Source organism: Yeosuana sp., assembly GCF_057126245.1.
The window spans coordinates 54,249-73,232 of sequence record NZ_DBNGMQ010000081.1; the positions used below are offsets into that span (position 1 = coordinate 54,249).

The window sequence follows — 18,984 nt, forward strand, 5'->3', positions numbered from 1 at the left end:
TATTATAATATGATAAAGAATTTTATAGAAGAATTGACTTGGAGAGGCATGATACATACCGTAATGCCTGGTGCAGAAGACCATTTAATGGAAAGTATGCGAAGTGCTTATGTTGGGTTTGATCCTACGGCAGATTCTTTACATATAGGGAATTTAGTGCCTATAATGTTGTTGGCTCATTATCAACGTTGCGGACATCGTCCGGTAGCATTGGTTGGAGGGGCCACAGGGATGATTGGTGATCCTTCGGGGAAATCTAGCGAGCGTAATTTATTGGATGAAAAGACCTTACGTCATAATCAGGAAGCTATAAAAAATCAATTATCTCACTTTTTAGATTTTGAAAGTAATGAGAACAATGCCGCTATATTGGTGAATAATTATGATTGGATGAAGAATTTTTCTTTTCTTGAATTTATTCGTGATGTCGGTAAGCATATTACAATAAATTATATGATGGCTAAAGATTCTGTAAAAAATAGGATTTCATCTGATTCTTCAGAAGGCATGAGTTTTACTGAGTTTACCTATCAATTAGTTCAAGGCTATGACTTTCTGCATTTATATAAAGAAAAGAATTGTACCCTTCAAATGGGAGGGAGTGACCAATGGGGAAATATCACAACGGGAACGGAATTAATTAGAAGAATTGACAATGGTAAAGGATTTGCCATTACATGTCCCTTAATTACAAAGTCCGATGGATCTAAATTTGGTAAGTCTGAGGGTGGTAATGTATGGTTAGATTCGAATAGAACATCACCATATAAATTTTATCAGTATTGGTTAAACTCTAGTGATGAAGATGCAGAAAAGTATATTAAAATATTTACATTTTTAACGGAGTCTGAAATTAAAGGATTAATAGAAGTGCACCAAGAAGCGCCACATTTACGCGTTTTGCAAAAGTGTTTAGCTGAAGAAATAACCACGATGGTGCACTCTAAAGAGGATTTAAAAAATGCGATTAAGGCTAGTAATATTTTATTTGGAAATTCTACGAGTGATGATTTAAAGCACTTAAATGAACAAACATTTTTAGATGTATTTGATGGTGTACCTCAATCAGAAATTGCTAAATCTGAAATAGAAGATGGGCTAGATATTATTGCTGCTTTGGCTGAAAAAGGAGGGTTTTTGAAATCAAATGGAGAAGCAAGAAGAGCGCTTAAAGAAAACTCCATTTCTGTAAATAAAGAAAAAGTAAAAGAAAATTATAAAATTACATCATCAGATTTGATTAATAATAAGTTTGTTTTGCTACAACGTGGTAAGAAGAACTATTTTGTAATTTGTATATCATAAAAAAAGCCTGATGGGGGACATCAGGCTTAAAACTAACCAACCAGCTAGAAAATATTTTCTTTTTCTTAGCTGGTTTTTTTGTCGTATTTTTTTAGGAAACCTTACAGTTATAATACCATTAAATTACAACCGCGAATATCTGAATGGTCAAAGCGTCCAATTACTTCAAAGGAACCATTAGTATGAACGCTTCCTATATCTTGGGTTGCAATAAAAGAGCAAGAATTTATGTTTGCTAAATCTATGACATTGATGCCTCCTGTTTTTCCTTTAGATTGAATTGTTAAAGCATCTTGAGTATCACGGGTTAAAATACGCATCCAGTTAGGGCCATTAAAAACACCATGCCCTTTAGAATAGGCCTGACTCAATAATTCAGTCATACCATATTCGCTATGGATGGTTTCAACCCCAAAACCTTGTTTTAATTGCTTGTGGAGTTCTTCACGTATCAGTTCTTTACGTCGCCCTTTCATACCTCCTGTTTCCATAACAATGGTGTGTTTTAAGTTGAATTGGTAGGTTTCAACCAAATCTAAGAGTGCAAATGAAACACCAATGAGCAATACTTTTTTTTCTAAAGAATCCAAATGAATTAAGGTGTCTTTTAATTCAGCCAAATTGTTGAGGTAAAAACCACTTTCAGGTTGGTTTGACTGCTTTATAAAAGCATCAACCATATAAACCAATGAAGACCCTTCACGTTCTAAATAAGAGGGGAGCAAGGCCAAAACCACATAATCTTCAATAGGCCCATAAAAACCTTCAAAACCTTTTCTAAAGCTGGTTTCATAAATATTTAAATCTGTAACAAAATGATTGCTGGTTGCACTTTCTGTAGTGCCGGAACTGGTAAAAGTAGTTTGAATAGGCTCATTCGAACTTAAAACGGGATGTGATTTAAAAAATTGAATGGGTAAAAAGGGAATTTCTTTAATGGATTTCACATCACTGGGATGAATATAAAGCAAATCGCAAAACGAACGGTAGACTTGGTTATTTTCAAACTGGTAGTTAAAAATTTTTAAAGCTAAATCACTGAAATCCTGTTCAGATTGAATATTAAAAATGGCATTAGTGTCTATCATTAAAAAAACTGTCAGTTCGAGTGAAAATTGTGATACAATTTTTGTGTTGATAACAAAACACAAAAGTACTAAAATTAAAAAGCGTTGCCACTGGCAACGCTTTTTAATTTTATAAGGTTTAATGCTTATTGAATCACTAATTTTTTAGTAACATGAGTATTGTCTTGAATAACTTTCATGATATAAATACCCGAGTTTAGACCAGATACATCAAGTTTATTACTACTAAGCGTTTTGTTAAAGACTTGCTTTCCTAACAAATCAAATAGCGAAACACTCATTTGAGCACTGTTTTTGCTAGAAAGGGTAACATACCCTAAAGAGGTTGGATTGGGGTACATTTTAAAGTTGGCTATGCTAAAAGTTTTTGCGTCTAATGTAAAGTCAGCTAAACTTCTGGCATAAATTTGGGCGGTATTATTATATCTACCAGCAACAGCCGTTAAACTTGGTAATTGAGTAGAAGGTATTATTTGTCCTATATAATCAGCACCAAAGAAGTCAGTACGCATTATTACAATATTTGCTCCAGAATCAGATGAAACATCATAGTTTGAACCTGTGCTAAATGTTGCAACGCCATCACCTGCATCAAAAGTCACATTCTCTAGTTCTACTAACTCTGATTCATAAGTTATATAATTAGTATTAAAATCAGGAATGGTTACTATTTGAGGAGTAACTGTGTTTCCTGAAGATGACACAATACCACTATCTGTAGATGGTATCAATATTAAAAGGCCATTAGAAATTTCCGTTTGTCCTTTAAGACCAGTAACATTATCTCCAACATTATATGTTGTCATAAAATTATTACTGTCATATATTAATATTCCAGAAATATTAGTGTCTTGTACCCAATGTCTGTTAAAGTAGCTGTCTGTATGAGTTACAAGTGAAGCCCCCGTAATTTCATAATAAGATCCAGCACCATTAGAGCTAACATCTGCTCTTAAAGTAGCAATATCTGAAACTATTACATAACCTAGAGTGTTTGCTGTAAGCGTATATACTACAGGTGTAGAAAGTGAAGCACCACCGTTGTCTAAAAGCTCCGCGGTTAATGTATATGTTTTAAAAGGGTCTAATGCGGTAAATGGATAAGTTTGAGAAGTGTCAAATACATCTCCCGAATCATGAATTCCTCCATCGGTTATATTTAAAATTTCCCAATGAACGTAGCCATCACCTTGAGAGATAGTGCCTGGTTCACCAACAACAAAATTTGAAACAGCAAATTGAAAGTCACCAGCAAGATCTTCAGGACCAACAGTTACAGTGCCGCCACTTGTTTCAGAATCTAAAAGGGTGAGTGTTGGATCAGTTGAAGGAGGTTCCGCAAAAAATGAAAAATCATCCCAATAAACAGTAGCTCCATTATATGCTCTTACTTCCCATCTAAAACCATTTACTCCAGACGGTGCAACTACTGTTGCTGTATACTGTGCCCAAGCACCACCGTTATTGTCAAAATATGAGTTATTAGGACCTCTTAAAATTGCATCAGTATTTGCATCTGTAACTGTGCTTGTTCCATTTAGCCAATAACTCCATATACGTGCGTCACTGCCATCTCCTGCTTCAACTTTATACCAAATCGTAATAGTATATGAATTTCCTGATATAATTCCTGATATATCTTGAGCGATATCTTGTGTTGAAGTTACCAATTGCTTTGCAGAGTAAGTTCCACCGTGTATTTGAGTAGTTTCTTGAGTTGTGCTTTCTGCTTTAGAATAACTAGTTGGTGTACTTGTATCGTCCCAAGACTCAAAATTACCGTTCAAGAGCATTTCTTGAGAAAATATAAATGAAGTGGTTAAAATACTAAAAAATAAAATGTAAAGTTTTTTCATAATAATAAAGGATTAAATAGTCCTTTAAATTAATTAAAACTAAGTCATTAAAGAAAAAAACAATCTAAGAGGTTGTTTTTAATCGATGAAATACATCAGGTTATTTTATAACTAATTTCCTGGTTTCACTAATGTTGTTTTCAGTAATCTTTAAGATATATACTCCGGTACTAAATTGCGAAATATTTAATTCTTTACCAGATAAATCTATACTGTAGATTCTTTTCCCTAAAACATTATATACTTCTATTTTCTTAGATAGATTTTTTTGGGTAGTAATGTAAACAAATACTTTACCATTAGTTACAGGATTTGGATATATAGAAAGCCCTTCAATACGATCTTGCGAGGACATATTTTGTCTACTTGATTGAGAAAATCCTTGTACGGAAATCAAAAATAAAAGGGAAAATAGAAATAATACAAGGTAGTTTTTTTTCATAGTAGGTACTTACTTTCAGTAAATTTAATGAAATAGTTCAAAAGTTGTACCAAACTAATGTTAAAAAAAAAGGTTTTTCAACGAAAGGTTAAAACACTATAAGTTCAAGGTTATCATAAGGTTATCATAAGGTTATTTATATTAAATTTAATGTGAATATATGTTATTAGTTTTATCTTTACTCTTAGAAATAATTTCTAGCTGTTATGAATAAAAAAGATATTAAGATTCTTTTAGTTGATGATGAACCCGATATTTTAGAGATAGTTGGTTATAATTTGTCAAATGAAGGGTATCAAGTGTTAACTGCCGAAAATGGTGTTGAAGCTGTTAAAAAAGCAAAAAAGGAGCATCCACATTTAATTATTCTGGATGTAATGATGCCAGAAATGGATGGTATTGAGGCTTGCGAAATTATTAGGCAAAACAAAGATTTAAAAGATACAATTATTACGTTTTTAACGGCAAGAGGCGAGGACTATTCTCAAGTAGCAGGTTTTGATGCAGGTGCAGATGACTATATTACTAAACCAATAAAGCCAAAAGTATTAGTGAGTAAAGTAAAAGCACTTTTAAGACGCTTTAAGGAACAAGAAGTGGTAGATTCTGTTAAAATTGGAAACTTGGTTATTAATAGAGATGAATACAAAATTGTTTTAAATGGAACAGAAATTATTCTTCCGAGAAAAGAGTTTGAATTACTATCGTTGTTAGCATCAAAACCAGGAAAAGTTTTTAAACGTGATGAAATATTAGATAAAGTTTGGGGTAACGAAGTTGTTGTAGGCGGAAGAACGATAGATGTTCATATTAGAAAATTGCGAGAGAAAATAGGTGATGAATCTTTTAAGACAATAAAAGGCGTAGGGTATAAGTTTGTAGATTAATGCGAGCAAAATTTAAAAGAACATATAAGTTTGCGATTAAAACATCGCTGTATATAACACTTTTTATTACGCTCTTGATGAGTGTTTTTTTATATGGTTTTTATACAGTTAAATGGATAATTCTGCTCGTATTTGCGCTCTCGACGTATCTATTTTCATTTATTGTTATTCAATTTAGAGTTGAACGTTTTATCTATAAACGGGTAAAGAAAATTTATGATGATTTAACCCTATTAGAATCGGCAAGTTTAGCACGTGGACCCATAAATACCGATATGGTAACACTTACCCAAGAAATAGATAGGTTTGCCAGAGACAAAAAGCTTGAGATAGAAACGTTAAAAGTAAGAGAGCAATACAGGAAGGAGTTTTTTGGCAATGTATCTCATGAGTTAAAAACACCATTATTCACTGTTCAAGGTTATATTTTAACTTTATTGGACGGTGCCATGGACAACGATAAGATTAGAAAAAAATATCTCGAAAGAGCGAGTAAAGGCGTTGAAAGGTTGGTTTACATTGTCAATGATTTGGATATGATTACCAAATTAGAAATAGGAGATTTAAGACTTAATATTGAGAATTTTAATATTGTTGAAGTGGTTAGAAATGTCTTTGATATGTTTGAAATGAGAGCCGCAGAGAAAAAATTAACGCTCACTTTTGATCTGGATTACTCCAAGCCAATTATGGTGAACGCAGATAAAGAGCGTATTCAACAAGTATTGATTAACCTTATTGTTAATTCCATAAAATACGGAAGGGAAAAAGGTACGACCGAGGTTAGTATAGAAAATCTTATAAAAAACAAAGTAATTGTTAGAATTACTGATAATGGAATAGGACTTGGAAAAAGCGATTTATCAAGGATATTTGAACGTTTTTACAGAGTAGATAAAAGCGGATCAAGAGCTGAAGGCGGTTCTGGATTAGGTTTATCTATTGTAAAGCATATTATTGAAGCCCATGATGAAAAAATATATGTTGAAAGTGAAATGGGAGTAGGAAGTGAATTCTCATTCACCCTTGAAAAGACTAAATAAAGTTTTATAATTAACCTCATTTTCTAAGTGTTTAAATCCGTTATAAAGGTTCATATGTTTTAGCTTTTTAATCGTGAAGTCTTTTTGTTTACAGAAAGGTGCTATCTTACTTTTTTGCAGATTTTTGGCTAAATATAATTGTTCGTATTGCCCAGGTGTTGGAATAAAGAAAACTTTCTTTTCAAGAGAAGCAAAATCCATGATAGAAGTATACCCAGAACGCGAAATGATTAAATCACTGCTTTTAATAGTATGTTCAAGTTCAACAGTGGTCATAAAATTAAAAGTAGTTACCTTGTTCTGATGTGTTACTTTTTGAATATTTTCAACATTCCCTTGTATCACAACGACTGTTCCTTTATAGTCTTTTAATTCACATAAAACCTTTTGTTCTAAAAGTGTTCGTTGAGGTTCTGGACCTGATAATAATAGCATAATATCGTAATTTGAGTTTGACATGGTTTTGTTAAACCTACTCAAAGGACCTATAAATTTAAGATTTACCTTCCTCGTTTTAAGATGCCCTAATGTTCCACTCAAGTTAGGCTTATTATCAAAATCAGGAACCCAACATTCATGATACTTTTTTATAATTTGTTGATGAATTTTGGTAGTTAACCAGGTTGTCATGCCACTCAAAACTTGTAATTGATGCGTTAAATATACTGAAGGAATATTTCTGTTTACGCTGTAAACACCAAAACGATTATCAGAAATTATACCTTTAATATGATAGTTTTTAATGATTCTTTGAATTAATTTTTTTTCTTTTTTTATCGAAAAAAAAAGTTTCGGAAGGATTTTGAATAGCTCCCATTTTAATAAAAGACCATATTTAGAATACATAATATGATAAGAAGGAAGTTCTATGCATTTTAAAGCGGGGAATTCTTTTTCAAGTAACTTAAGTGAGGCACCGTCACTTGCTATTATGGGTTCAAAACCGGAATTAATTAAAGCATTAATAATTGGGATGCATCTTGTAGCATGACCTAAACCCCAATTTAAGGGGGCTATTAAAATGCGAGTTTTGAATTTCATCAGTTGGTCAATATTTTTTTTGGTCAGATGCAATTAGAATTTTTAATAAAACGAATTACCTATAAAGGTTAAGATTTTCATTTTATATAAAAACAAAGATAAAGCTAATTTGTTTCCTTAATTTTACCAAAATTTTTAAAAGGCGTGGGAAGCAAAAATAAACTGAAACGATTTAAAGAAAACGAAACATTTAAGAATGTATTTCAACCAACTAGAGATGAGCTGGTTAATAATGAATATGATTTAAAAGGACGTTGGAATGAGATATATTTTAAAAATGATAATCCATTAGTATTAGAATTAGGTTGTGGAAAAGGAGAGTATTCGGTTGCTTTAGCAGAAAAATATCCTAATAAAAACTTTATCGGAATAGATATTAAGGGCGCTCGTTTTTGGAGAGGCGCTAAAACTGCTATCGAAGAAAATCTTGACAATGTCGCTTTTTTAAGAACTCAAATAGAACTTATTGATTTTGCCTTTGCGAACAATGAAGTTGATGAAATATGGATTACTTTTCCAGACCCCCAAATAAAATATAAGCGAACAAAACACCGCATGACGAATTCAATATTTTTAAAAAAATATAAATCAATTCTAAAACCAGATGGTGTCGTTAATTTAAAAACAGATAGCGAGTTTATGCATGGATATACACTCGGTTTATTGCATGGTGAAGGCCATGAGGTATTGTATTCCAATCATAATGTGTATAAACAAGAAGGAAGTCCGGAAGAGGTAACTAGCATCCAAACTTTTTATGAGTCTCAATATTTAGAACAAAACAAACCAATTACGTATATTAGGTTCAAAATTAAATAGCATTGAACATTACTTTCATCTTTTTTTTAGGACTAATTGTGGCATTAATTGGGGTTGTACCGCCCGGTTTGTTAAATATGACCGCGGCTAAAATTAGCTTAAAAGAAGGACATGTAAGAGGCATCATGTTTTCTATTGGTGTTTGCGTTATTGTTTTTGCACAAACGTATATAGCCTCTATTTTCGCTAGATATTTATCGTATCATAGGGAGGTTATAGATATTCTTCAGCGTGTCGCCTTTGTTATTTTTATTTTAATTACTATTTATTATTTATTTATAGCAAAAGAAAAACTTAAATCACAAATAGAGCCTCAAATAAGAAGTAAACACAGCCGTTTTTTTCAAGGTGTATTATTGTCAGCAATTAATGTATTTCCTATTCCTTATCAAGCGTATATGACCATAACGTTGGCATCATTTGGGTGGTTAGATCTTAGTCAAATAAGTATCATATCATATGTTGCAGGTGCCGGTATGGGGACCTTTGTGATGCTTTATGTGTACATGTTCTTTTTTCATAAAATAAAAGATAAATCTATTGCTTCACAAAAAAGTATGAATTATCTAATTGGTTGTATTACTGGTATTATTTCTATAGTTACATTAGTGAATATTATTAAAGAATTATAGACTATGTCATTAGAATCATCCAGTTTTTTTGATAAAGTTTATGAGGTCGCCAAACAAATTCCTTTTGGAAAGGTTACTAGTTATGGTGCCATAGCTACCTATTTAGGAGCGGCCAAAAGCGCACGCATGGTGGGATATGCCATGAATGGTTCTCATAACAAAGATGTGCCTGCACACAGAGTAGTAAACCGTAAAGGGTTACTAACGGGGAAGCATCACTTTGAGGGAACTAACCTTATGCAGCAACTTTTAGAAAGCGAAGGTGTTAAAGTTGTGGATAACCAAATTCAAGATTTCGAAAGCGTGTTTTGGGATCCTAACCAAGAGATTTAACTAAAAAAATGTCCTTTAAATGATTATTTCATGTCTTATTTTTTTTGATATGATTTAAATCAGTTTTTATAATAATCAAAGCATATATCTTTATCAATCATTTCAATAAACCTGCTTTAAAGTATTAACTTTTCAATGTATATTTGTACTTTAGAATAAATCTAAATTAATGATTATAAATTAGATTTATTGAGATGATTTAAAATTCAAATTAAATTAAAAAGCAGATGAAACATTCATGACTATATATGTAGTCGCTCAGAGATATAATTTTATGAATGTAACATATGACGAAAAAAAACGATAAATTTTAACACATGAAATTAAGCAAACAAGATATACTTAAAGCACTTGAATCCATAACGGCTCCCGGTGACGGTGGCAATATGGTTGAAACTGGAGCTGTAAAAAATGTGATGACATTTGGTGATGAAGTTATCGTAGATATTACGATTACTAACCCAAGTTTGCAAGCAAAAAAAAGAACTGAAGTTGATATCATGAAAGTAATTCATGATAAGGTCTATGAAAAAGCTAAAATTACTGTTAATGTAAAAGTTGAAGCTTCAGAAAAACCAAAAGTTAACGTTATTAAAGGCAATGCCATTCCTGGAATTAAGAATATTGTAGCTGTGGCATCTGGAAAAGGTGGTGTAGGAAAGTCTACCGTTACAGCAAATTTAGCTGTATCATTACAGAAAATGGGTTTTAAAGTTGGTGTTTTAGATGCTGATATTTACGGACCTTCTATTCCTATTATGTTTGATGTTGCAAATGAGCGTCCCTTGGCTGTTGAAATTGGTGGAAAATCTAAAATGAAGCCTGTGGAAAATTATGGTGTTAAAGTACTTTCTATAGGGTTTTTTACTCAGCCAGATCAAGCAGTAGTTTGGCGTGGACCTATGGCAGCAAAGGCTTTAAACCAAATGATTTTTGATGCGCACTGGGGAGATATTGATTTTTTATTAATTGACTTACCTCCAGGGACGGGAGATATTCATTTAAGTATTATGCAGTCACTTCCTATTACAGGAGCTGTAATTGTAAGTACACCGCAAGTAGTAGCTTTAGCTGATGCCAAAAAAGGAGTAGCGATGTTTCAACAGGAGAGTATTAACGTGCCAGTACTTGGTATTATTGAAAACATGGCCTATTTTACACCAAATGAATTACCTAACTATAAATATTATATTTTTGGAAAAGATGGAGCAAAAAATCTTGCAGAAGATTTAGGTGTTAAATTTTTAGGAGCTATACCTTTAGTTCAAAGTATTCGTGAAGCTGGTGATGTTGGGAGTCCTGCTGCCTTACAAATAGACACACCTCTATCTGAGGCACTTAAAGTGATTACCCAAAATGTTGTTCAGGAGGTTGTTAATAGAAATGAAGATTTACCACCAACTGAAGCTATAAAAATCACCACAATGGCAGGATGTTCTGCCGTAAAAAAGTAGGTTATGACCACTGAAGAATTAAGAGAAAATATAGAAAAAGCATTAGATGAGATCCGCCCTTTTTTGCAAAATGATGGCGGTGATATTTCATTAGTTTCAATTGAAGATAACAAACATGTTAAGGTGCAACTTAAAGGTGCTTGTGTAGGATGTAGTGTTAATCAAATGACATTAAAATCTGGTGTTGAAATGACTATAAAAAAGTTTGCACCACAAATTGAAACGGTTACTAACGTTCTCTAATTACTAATATTACGATAATAGAAAAAGGCAGTTAATCTTAGATTAACTGCCTTTTTCAGCATTAATTAGTTTAGTTTAAATGATTTTTTCTTTTCTTAAGAATGTATCTAAGTTGTCAGCTGTATCAAAACAGTTGGTTACTGTTGGAATTTCAGTGCAAAATCGAGAATCTAAATTATGTCCTTTACATTGAAAATCTGATAAATCAACTTTTTCGAAATTTTTATTAATAACTAGACATTGGTCATATAGATTATCTATTGTGGTACAATCTTCAATATCAACGCCGTTTTTTAAAAGATAGCCTTTCAAATAATTTTCAATAGCAAATTGTGAGTTTTTGCAAACCAAGTATGAAACTATATCTTCTTCAGGTCTGAATAATTCTTTTTTGGCCTCATCTAGTTTTACTTGGGCACTTAGAAAATATTCCTTTGCTTTTGTTCCCATAATAAATGAATTTTAAAGTTTATTTTTAAAAGATATTCTAAATGCTAGTATTTCATAGCATCTAGAATATCGCTTTAAGGTATTTAACTTTCAACCTTTAGATTTTTATAGAATTACATATCTCTATAAATCTCTAAACGTTCCCATTTTGAATTTACTTCTTCTTGAGCTTGATTAAGCAGTGATTTACCTAACTCAGCATTCTCTTTTACAACTCTTGTAAAACGTGTTTCATTATACATGAAATCACTTAATGGAATAGTAGGTTTTTTAGAGTCTAATCTAAATTTTTTCCCTTTTACTTGTTGAGGATCAAATCTAAATAGAGGCCAATAACCAGATTCAACAGCTTTTCCTTGTTGTGAGGCTCCGTCTTTTAAATCATAGCCATGCTCACCACAATGAGAATAAGCAATAATTACTGAAGGTCCAGGATAAGCAGCAGCTTCTTCAAAAGCTTTAAGTGTTTGCATATCTTTTGCACCTATAGCTACTTGAGCTACATACACGTTTTGATAAGAAACAGCTTGTAAGGCTAAGTTTTTCTTACTTGTTAGCTTCCCAGATACTGAGAACTTAGCACTTGCACCTAGAGGCGTAGCTTTTGAGGTTTGTCCACCAGTATTGGAATAAACTTCGGTATCCATTATTAAAATATTAATATCTTCACCAGAAGCTAATACATGGTCTACACCACCATAACCTATATCGTATGCCCAACCGTCTCCACCAAGAATCCAAACGGCTTTTTTACGCAGATACTCAGTTAATTGACTAAGTTTAATAGCATCATCATTATTATCAAGAACGAGTAATGTTTTCTTAAGTTCTTCAATGTCTGCTATTTTTTTAGCTTTTTCTGTTTCTGTTACTTCAGGATTATTTAGAATTGATTCAACAATTTCACTACCAACTAGAAATTCTAATGATTTTAATAAATCAACAGCTATTTCTTGTTTCTTAGTGAGTGCTAATTTCATTCCTAAACCAAATTCAGCATTATCTTCAAAGAGTGAATTTGCCCATGCTGGCCCCCTTCCAAACTGATTAGTTTTGTAAGGCGTTGTTGGAAGATTTCCTCCATAAATAGAAGAACATCCTGTCGCATTCGCTATTAAAATACTATCGCCGTATAATTGAGTAAGTAATTTAATATAAGGTGTTTCACCACAACCAGAACAAGCGCCTGAGAATTCAAATAAAGGTTCTAAGAACTGTGATCCTTTTACATTAGTAATCTGTAATTCGTTACGATCATAATACGGAAGCGTTGTGAAATAGTCCCAATTTATATTTTCTTCTTTATCAAAATCAAGTTTTTTCCTCATGTTGATAGATTTAAAATCATCTATTTCTTTACTTACTGCAGGACAAACGGCTACACAAAGATCGCATCCAGTACAATCTTCTGGAGACACTTGTAAAACGTAAGATTCTGTTTTAGCATCAAAAGGCCGTCCTTTAGCAGGAACATGTTTTAATGATGATGGTGCATTTGTCAACATATCATTATTAACTACTTTTGATCGAATGGCAGCATGAGGGCAAATAGCAACACACTTATTACATTGGGTACAGATGCTTTCATCATCCCAAATAGGAATAAAGTCTGCAATACCACTTTTTTCATATTGTGTAGTGCCTGTTGGGAAGGTTCCATCAACAGGAAAGGCACTTACGGGAAGTTCATCCCCAGCTCCTGCTAGTATTTTCTCTAATACTTCAGTTACAAATCCGTCAGGAGCACCAGTCATTGCTGATTGTAATTGCTTTTCACTGGTTGAAATATTTGGGTATTCAACTTTCTGTAAATTCTCAAGGGCTTTATCAACTGCATTAAAATTCATTTTTACAACCTTTTCTCCTTTATGAGAATATGATTTTACAATGGCATCTTTAATTTTTTGAATGGCTTCTTCTTTTGGTAAGATACCAGAAATAGCAAAGAAACAAGTTTGTAAAACCGTATTTGCACGTTTTCCAAGGTTAGCATCTTGTGCAACCTTACTTGCATCTACTACATAAAACTCTACTTCTTTTTCAATAATTTCTTTTTGAAGTCTTTGAGGTAATTCATCCCAGATGTCATCTTTTGAATAAGGAGAATTTAATAAGAAGGTACCACCTTGTTTCAAGTCAACTAACATATTGTATTTTTCAATAAAGTTAAATTGATGACTTGCTATAAAATCGGCCTTATCAATTAAATAAGTAGAATGAATTGGGTCTGGACCAAAACGCAAGTGAGAAATAGTTTGTGCACCTGCTTTTTTAGAATCATAAACAAAATATCCTTGAACATAATTATCAGTAGTGTCACCAATAATTTTAATGGAGTTTTTATTGGCTCCAACTGTACCATCGGAACCTAAGCCATAAAACATACAATTGATAGTAGATCGTTTTACAGTAAAGTAATTGTCAATTTCTAAATTAGTATGTGTAACATCATCATAAATGCCAACAGTGAAATGGTTTTTAGGTTTGTCTTTTAATAATTCATCATAAACACCTTTAACCATTCTTGGGTTAAATTCTTTTGATGATAATCCGTAACGTCCACCAACCACAATAGGCATCTCTCTTTCACTCTCAGAAATTGCTGTAATAACATCTAAGTATAATGGTTCACCAATACTTCCAGGTTCTTTTGTTCTGTCTAATACAGCTATTTTATTAACGCTTTCAGGAATGGCGTTGATGAAATCTTCTATTGTGAATGGTCTAAATAATCTAACTAAAAGAGCCCCAACTTTTTCGCCTCTTTCTACCATTTCATTAACGGTCTCTTTAACGGCACCTTCACCAGAACCCATAATGATAATAACCCGTTCTGCTTCTGGATGACCTATATAGTCAAATAAATTATAGCGTCTTCCGGTATGTTCGTAAAACTCGTCCATGGTATTCTGAACAATTTCAGGAACGTTTTGATAAAATAAATTAGCAGCTTCACGTGCTTGGAAAAAGACATCTGGATTTTGAGACGTTCCTCTAATTACAGGATGATCTGGATCTAAAGAGCGTTTTTTATGATCCATAATATTATCTTCAGGCATCATAGCTTTTATAATACTATCAGGAATACTATCTATTTTTGAAATTTCATGGGAGGTTCTAAACCCATCAAAAATATTCAAAAAAGGCACTCTAGATTTTAAAGTAGCGACTTGAGAAATAAGAGCAAAATCTTGAGCTTCTTGCACAGAACTTCCAAAAAGCATCGCATAACCTGTCTGTCTGGCTGCCATAACATCTGAATGGTCACCAAATATTGATAAGGCGTGGGTAGCGATAGTTCTTGCTGCTACATGAATAACATTTGGTAATAATTCTCCAGCTATTTTATACATGTTCGGAATCATAAGGAGTAATCCTTGTGATGCTGTAAATGTTGTTGTTAATGCTCCAGCTTGTAATGATCCGTGAACTGCACCTGCAGCACCACCTTCACTTTGCATTTCAACAATTCTAGGAATATTATTCCAAATATTCGTTTGATGTTTTGAACTATAAACATCTACATGTTCACCCATAGGTGATGCAGGAGTTATAGGATAGATAGCACAAACCTCATTAGTTTTATGCGCTACTCGGGCTACCGCTTCATTGGCATCACATATTATCTTTTCAAATCCTTTTTCCATAATACTATATAATTTATTTTCAGATACTAAAAATATTAGGAAGTGAAATTATAAACATTGAATAAGTTATTCTATGATTAATGTCAGTTATAAAAAAAACATCAAATTTTTATTTTTATGATATATATCATATTTGAAGAAAAGCTAAACAAAAAAAGGTACAGACTAAATTTTAGCCTATACCTTTTTCTATATACCAAATTAAAAAAAATAGTATATTAAAGATGCTTAATCTTAAATATTGCCTAGAGCAAAAAGTAATTATTTTTTAAAAATTACTCGCCGTGTAACCAAGCTTTTTTCTCAAGAAGAGCTTCTTCAGATTCTACATGGTCTTCATCGGGAACACAACAGTCTACTGGGCAAACAGAAGCACATTGTGGTTCATCATGAAATCCTTTACATTCAGTACATTTATCTGTAACAATAAAATAGAATTCATCTGAAATTGGATCATTTTCCGCATCCGCATCAACTACTCTTCCATCGGGAGTTGTTACGCTTCCGCTTAAAGCTGTTTCATCAGAGTAAGACCAGTTTTGATCTGGCTCATAAATTGCATTGTTAGGACATTCAGAAACACATGCGTCGCAGTTTATACATTCATCAGTTATAATTATAGCCATAATTTAAAATGTTTTAATAAAAATATAGTGCAATATTAATCTTAATTTGAATTCTTTTAAATGACATAAATCATATTTCATATTAAAAAGTGAAATTATCTTTGATCACATTAAATATAATAACATTTAATGAATTTGAACTAAATTAAATAGATTATGTTAGCAGAAAAAATGGAACTCCAACCAGAAGTGTTAGAGGCCGTTGTTATTCGTTTTGTTGGAGATTCAGGTGATGGAATGCAATTAACAGGGACTCAATTTTCCGATACATCAGCCATGTTTGGTAATGATATTGCAACATTTCCTAATTATCCTTCAGAAATTAGAGCGCCGCAAGGAAGCTTATATGGTGTGTCAGGTTTTCAGGTACACATTGGAAGTGTTGAAGTAAGTACGCCAGGTGATAATTTAGATTTATTGGTGGCGATGAATCCTGCAGGTTTAAAAACAAACTTATATGCATTAAAGCCGGGTCATACTATTATAGTAGACACAAATGCTTTTAGTAAAAAGAATTTAGAGAAAGCACAATATGAAAACAATCCGCTTGAAGATCATAGTTTAGATAACTATAGAGTGATTCAAGTCGACATGACATCATTAACAAAAGAAGCGTTAAAAGATGTTGAAGGATTAGATAATAAATCCATAACTCGAAGTAAAAATATGTTTGCTTTAGGAATGGTGTATTGGATGTATGGACGTGCTAAAGAACATACTATTGATTTCTTCAATAAAAAATTTAAAACAAAACCGCATTTAATAGAAGCCAATACTAAGGTTTTAAATGCAGGTTACTATTTTGCTGAGACCTTGGAATTAATTCCAAACGCCTATACCATTTCACCTGCAAAAATGGCTGCAGGAACCTATAGGGTTATTATGGGTAATACGGCTACGGCTTGGGGATTTTTAGCGGCAGCTGAAAAATCAGGTTTAGAGTTGTATTTAGGATCCTATCCAATTACACCAGCTACAGACATATTACATGAACTGGTAAAACATAAACATTTTGGTGTAAAAGCCTTTCAGGCTGAAGATGAAATCGCTGGAATATCTTCTGCTATAGGTGCAGCTTTTGCCGGAGATTTAGCGATTACAACAACTTCTGGACCTGGGTTGGCTTTAAAAGGTGAAGCTTTAGGCTTGGCTATGATGATGGAATTGCCTTTAGTGGTTGTTAATGTGCAGCGTGGAGGTCCATCAACAGGCTTACCAACAAAAACAGAGCAATCAGATTTATTACAAGCTATGTATGGTAGAAATGGTGAAAGCCCAGTAATAGTTATTGCAGCAAGCACACCTTCTAATTGTTTTGATTTTGCGTTTCAAGCATCTAAATTAGCTTTAGAACATATGACACCAGTCATTCTGTTAACAGATGGATATGTTGCTAACGGATCTGCTCCTTGGAAAATCCAAAGTATTGATGATCTTCCAGAAATAAAAAATAATATATCTAAAGGTGTTATAGAAGATTGGCACCCTTACACAAGAAATGAAGACACTTTGGCTCGTAATTGGGGGATCCCAGGAACCTTAGGTTTTGAACATCGTTTAGGAGGTTTAGAAAAAGACAAAGTAACTGGTGATGTCAATCAGGCGCCAGAGAATCATCAAGAAATGACTAATATCAGAGCCGAAAAAGTGAAGCGCGTTCAAAATTATATTCCTGAAATTAAAACGGAATTTACTGATTCAGGAGATTTATTGGTTATCGGTTGGGGTGGAACCTATGGTTCATTACATTCTGCTGTAAAACAAATAAATGAAGACGGTTATAAAAACATTGGGTTTGCTCACTTTAATTACATTAATCCATTACCAAAAAACACAGGTGAATTGTTATCTAGATTCAAAAAAATTGTTGTTTGTGAATTAAATAATGGTCAGTTTGCTAAGGTTTTAAGGATTAATTTCAGTGGTATTGAATTTTTGCAATTTAATAAAGTTCAAGGCTTACCATTTGGAAACAATGAACTTATCGAAGAATTTAAAAAAATAGTAAAATAATTATGGAAGCAACTCTTGAAAAAAAATACACTTTTAAAGATTTCGCGAGCGATCAAGAAGTAAGATGGTGTCCTGGATGTGATGACTATGTTATTTTACGTTCTATGCAAAAAGCACTTCCAGAAATGGGGGTTAAAAAAGAAGATGTTGTATTTGTGTCCGGTATTGGGTGTTCATCACGTTTTCCTTATTATATGAATACCTACGGGATGCATACCATTCACGGTAGAGCTCCAGCCATTGCTACTGGAGTAAAATTGGCGAACCCAGAATTAAGTGTTTGGGTTATGACAGGTGACGGTGATGCCATGGCTATTGGTGGTAATCATTTTATCCATGTACTGCGTAGAAATGTTGATTTAAACATTGTATTGTTTAATAATGAGATTTACGGATTAACAAAAGGACAATTTTCACCAACATCATTAGTTGGTCAGAAAACCAAATCGTCTCCTTACGGAAATACACAACCACCATTTCGTCCTGGTGAGTTGGCATTAGGAGCAGGAGCTAGGTTTTTTGGTAGAATAGGAGGGAATGTGCCAAAAGATATTTCGCAAATGCTTATTGAGGCCCATCAGTTTAAAGGAACCTCATTAATTGAAGTCTTACAGAATTGTGTTATCTTTAATGACGGCTGTTTTAGTAATATTACAAATAAAGACGTAAAAGAAGATAAACAGATCTATTTAGAACATGGTAAACCAATGGTTTTTGGTAAAAACCGCGATAAAGGATTGGTTTTGAATAACCTAAAATTAGAAGTTGTTACTATTGGTGAGAATGGTATTACTGAAGATGATATTTTAATACATAACGCCAAAGAAAAGGATCCTACCATGCATCAAATGTTGGTGCGCTTAGAAGATCCTGTCGCAACTGGTATCATAAGAAGTTTTGATGACGTAACTCTAGAAGAGCGAGAAGATGACTTAACAAGACAAGTAAAGGCAAATTCTAAGTTTACAAAAACAAATGACTTGTTCTTTTCAGGAGAAATATATACGGTAAAATAAGCTTTAGTAATTAATTTTTAAAACCTGACATATGTTAGTATTCAGGTTAATAAATACAATTAATTTTGAATTTTTAAAATCAGATTATT

At 32.8% G+C, this 18,984-nt stretch carries 17 protein-coding genes; 10 read left to right on the forward strand and 7 right to left on the reverse strand.

Going from position 1 to position 18,984, the window contains the following annotated elements:
• The first annotated feature begins 9 nt into the window (after positions 1–9).
• Complete coding sequence (gene tyrS, locus AC15TD_RS11115) at positions 10–1,305, forward strand: tyrosine--tRNA ligase (protein ID WP_484452220.1); 1,296 nt, start codon at positions 10–12, stop codon at positions 1,303–1,305.
• Positions 1,306–1,412: 107 nt separating this feature from the next.
• Here tyrS and AC15TD_RS11120 read toward each other — a convergent pair whose 3' ends face one another.
• From AC15TD_RS11120 to AC15TD_RS11130, 3 genes are all read right to left on the reverse strand, one after another.
• Positions 1,413–2,393 carry a LuxE/PaaK family acyltransferase gene (locus tag AC15TD_RS11120; RefSeq protein ID WP_484452221.1) on the reverse strand — a complete coding sequence of 327 codons (981 nt, stop codon included), beginning with the start codon at positions 2,391–2,393 and terminating at the stop codon, positions 1,413–1,415.
• Positions 2,394–2,518: 125 nt separating this feature from the next.
• Entirely contained in the window at positions 2,519–4,249 is a 1,731-nt protein-coding gene (locus tag AC15TD_RS11125; protein WP_484452222.1) for a T9SS type A sorting domain-containing protein, read from the reverse strand.
• A 100-nt stretch (positions 4,250–4,349) separates the two neighbouring features.
• Positions 4,350–4,604, reverse strand: a complete 255-nt coding sequence (locus AC15TD_RS11130) for a T9SS type A sorting domain-containing protein (RefSeq protein WP_484452223.1) — start codon at positions 4,602–4,604, stop codon at positions 4,350–4,352.
• 293 nt (positions 4,605–4,897) lie between these two features.
• Between AC15TD_RS11130 and AC15TD_RS11135 the strand changes: the two genes are divergently transcribed.
• Both AC15TD_RS11135 and AC15TD_RS11140 read left to right on the forward strand, forming a co-directional pair.
• Entirely contained in the window at positions 4,898–5,578 is a 681-nt protein-coding gene (locus tag AC15TD_RS11135) for a response regulator transcription factor (protein WP_484452224.1), read from the forward strand.
• Positions 5,578–6,621, forward strand: coding sequence for a sensor histidine kinase (locus AC15TD_RS11140; RefSeq protein WP_484452225.1), 1,044 nt, complete (start codon positions 5,578–5,580; stop codon positions 6,619–6,621). The genes AC15TD_RS11135 and AC15TD_RS11140 overlap by 1 nt, the downstream gene beginning before the upstream one ends.
• Here the strand turns inward: AC15TD_RS11140 and AC15TD_RS11145 are convergent.
• Entirely contained in the window at positions 6,595–7,662 is a 1,068-nt protein-coding gene (locus AC15TD_RS11145; protein ID WP_484452226.1) for a glycosyltransferase, read from the reverse strand. The genes AC15TD_RS11140 and AC15TD_RS11145 overlap by 27 nt on opposite strands.
• Positions 7,663–7,806: 144 nt before the next feature.
• Here AC15TD_RS11145 and trmB point away from each other — a divergent pair, with 144 nt between their 5' ends.
• The 5 genes from trmB (at position 7,807) to AC15TD_RS11170 (ending at position 11,143) form a co-directional block, all read left to right on the forward strand.
• On the forward strand, positions 7,807–8,481 hold the full coding sequence (trmB, locus tag AC15TD_RS11150) for a tRNA (guanosine(46)-N7)-methyltransferase TrmB (protein ID WP_484452227.1): 675 nt from the start codon (positions 7,807–7,809) through the stop codon (positions 8,479–8,481).
• A gap of 2 nt (positions 8,482–8,483) precedes the next feature.
• Positions 8,484–9,113 (forward strand): lysine transporter LysE, encoded by a 630-nt coding sequence (locus AC15TD_RS11155; protein ID WP_484452228.1) that lies wholly within the window; start codon positions 8,484–8,486, stop codon positions 9,111–9,113.
• 3 nt (positions 9,114–9,116) lie between these two features.
• Positions 9,117–9,446, forward strand: a complete 330-nt coding sequence (locus AC15TD_RS11160) for an MGMT family protein (RefSeq protein ID WP_484452229.1) — start codon at positions 9,117–9,119, stop codon at positions 9,444–9,446.
• 317 nt (positions 9,447–9,763) lie between these two features.
• Positions 9,764–10,900 carry an Mrp/NBP35 family ATP-binding protein gene (locus AC15TD_RS11165; protein ID WP_484452230.1) on the forward strand — a complete coding sequence of 379 codons (1,137 nt, stop codon included), beginning with the start codon at positions 9,764–9,766 and terminating at the stop codon, positions 10,898–10,900.
• 3 nt (positions 10,901–10,903) lie between these two features.
• Complete coding sequence (locus tag AC15TD_RS11170) at positions 10,904–11,143, forward strand: NifU family protein (protein WP_484452231.1); 240 nt, start codon at positions 10,904–10,906, stop codon at positions 11,141–11,143.
• Positions 11,144–11,218: 75 nt separating this feature from the next.
• Here AC15TD_RS11170 and AC15TD_RS11175 read toward each other — a convergent pair whose 3' ends face one another.
• The 3 genes from AC15TD_RS11175 to AC15TD_RS11185 all read right to left on the reverse strand — a co-directional run bounded on the left by AC15TD_RS11175 (position 11,219) and on the right by AC15TD_RS11185 (position 15,866).
• On the reverse strand, positions 11,219–11,593 hold the full coding sequence (locus AC15TD_RS11175; protein WP_484452232.1) for a HEPN domain-containing protein: 375 nt from the start codon (positions 11,591–11,593) through the stop codon (positions 11,219–11,221).
• A gap of 113 nt (positions 11,594–11,706) precedes the next feature.
• The gene (gene nifJ / locus AC15TD_RS11180; RefSeq protein WP_484452233.1) at positions 11,707–15,240 is read right to left on the reverse strand and encodes a pyruvate:ferredoxin (flavodoxin) oxidoreductase; all 3,534 of its coding nucleotides are present in this window, start codon (positions 15,238–15,240) and stop codon (positions 11,707–11,709) included.
• Between the two features lie 275 nt (positions 15,241–15,515).
• The gene (locus tag AC15TD_RS11185) at positions 15,516–15,866 is read right to left on the reverse strand and encodes a 4Fe-4S binding protein (protein WP_484452234.1); all 351 of its coding nucleotides are present in this window, start codon (positions 15,864–15,866) and stop codon (positions 15,516–15,518) included.
• Between the two features lie 156 nt (positions 15,867–16,022).
• Between AC15TD_RS11185 and AC15TD_RS11190 the strand changes: the two genes are divergently transcribed.
• Together AC15TD_RS11190 and AC15TD_RS11195 are read left to right on the forward strand one after the other, a co-directional pair.
• The gene (locus AC15TD_RS11190) at positions 16,023–17,879 is read left to right on the forward strand and encodes a 2-oxoacid:acceptor oxidoreductase subunit alpha (protein ID WP_484452235.1); all 1,857 of its coding nucleotides are present in this window, start codon (positions 16,023–16,025) and stop codon (positions 17,877–17,879) included.
• A gap of 2 nt (positions 17,880–17,881) precedes the next feature.
• The gene (locus AC15TD_RS11195; RefSeq protein ID WP_484452236.1) at positions 17,882–18,895 is read left to right on the forward strand and encodes a 2-oxoacid:ferredoxin oxidoreductase subunit beta; all 1,014 of its coding nucleotides are present in this window, start codon (positions 17,882–17,884) and stop codon (positions 18,893–18,895) included.
• Positions 18,896–18,984: the final 89 nt, after the last annotated feature.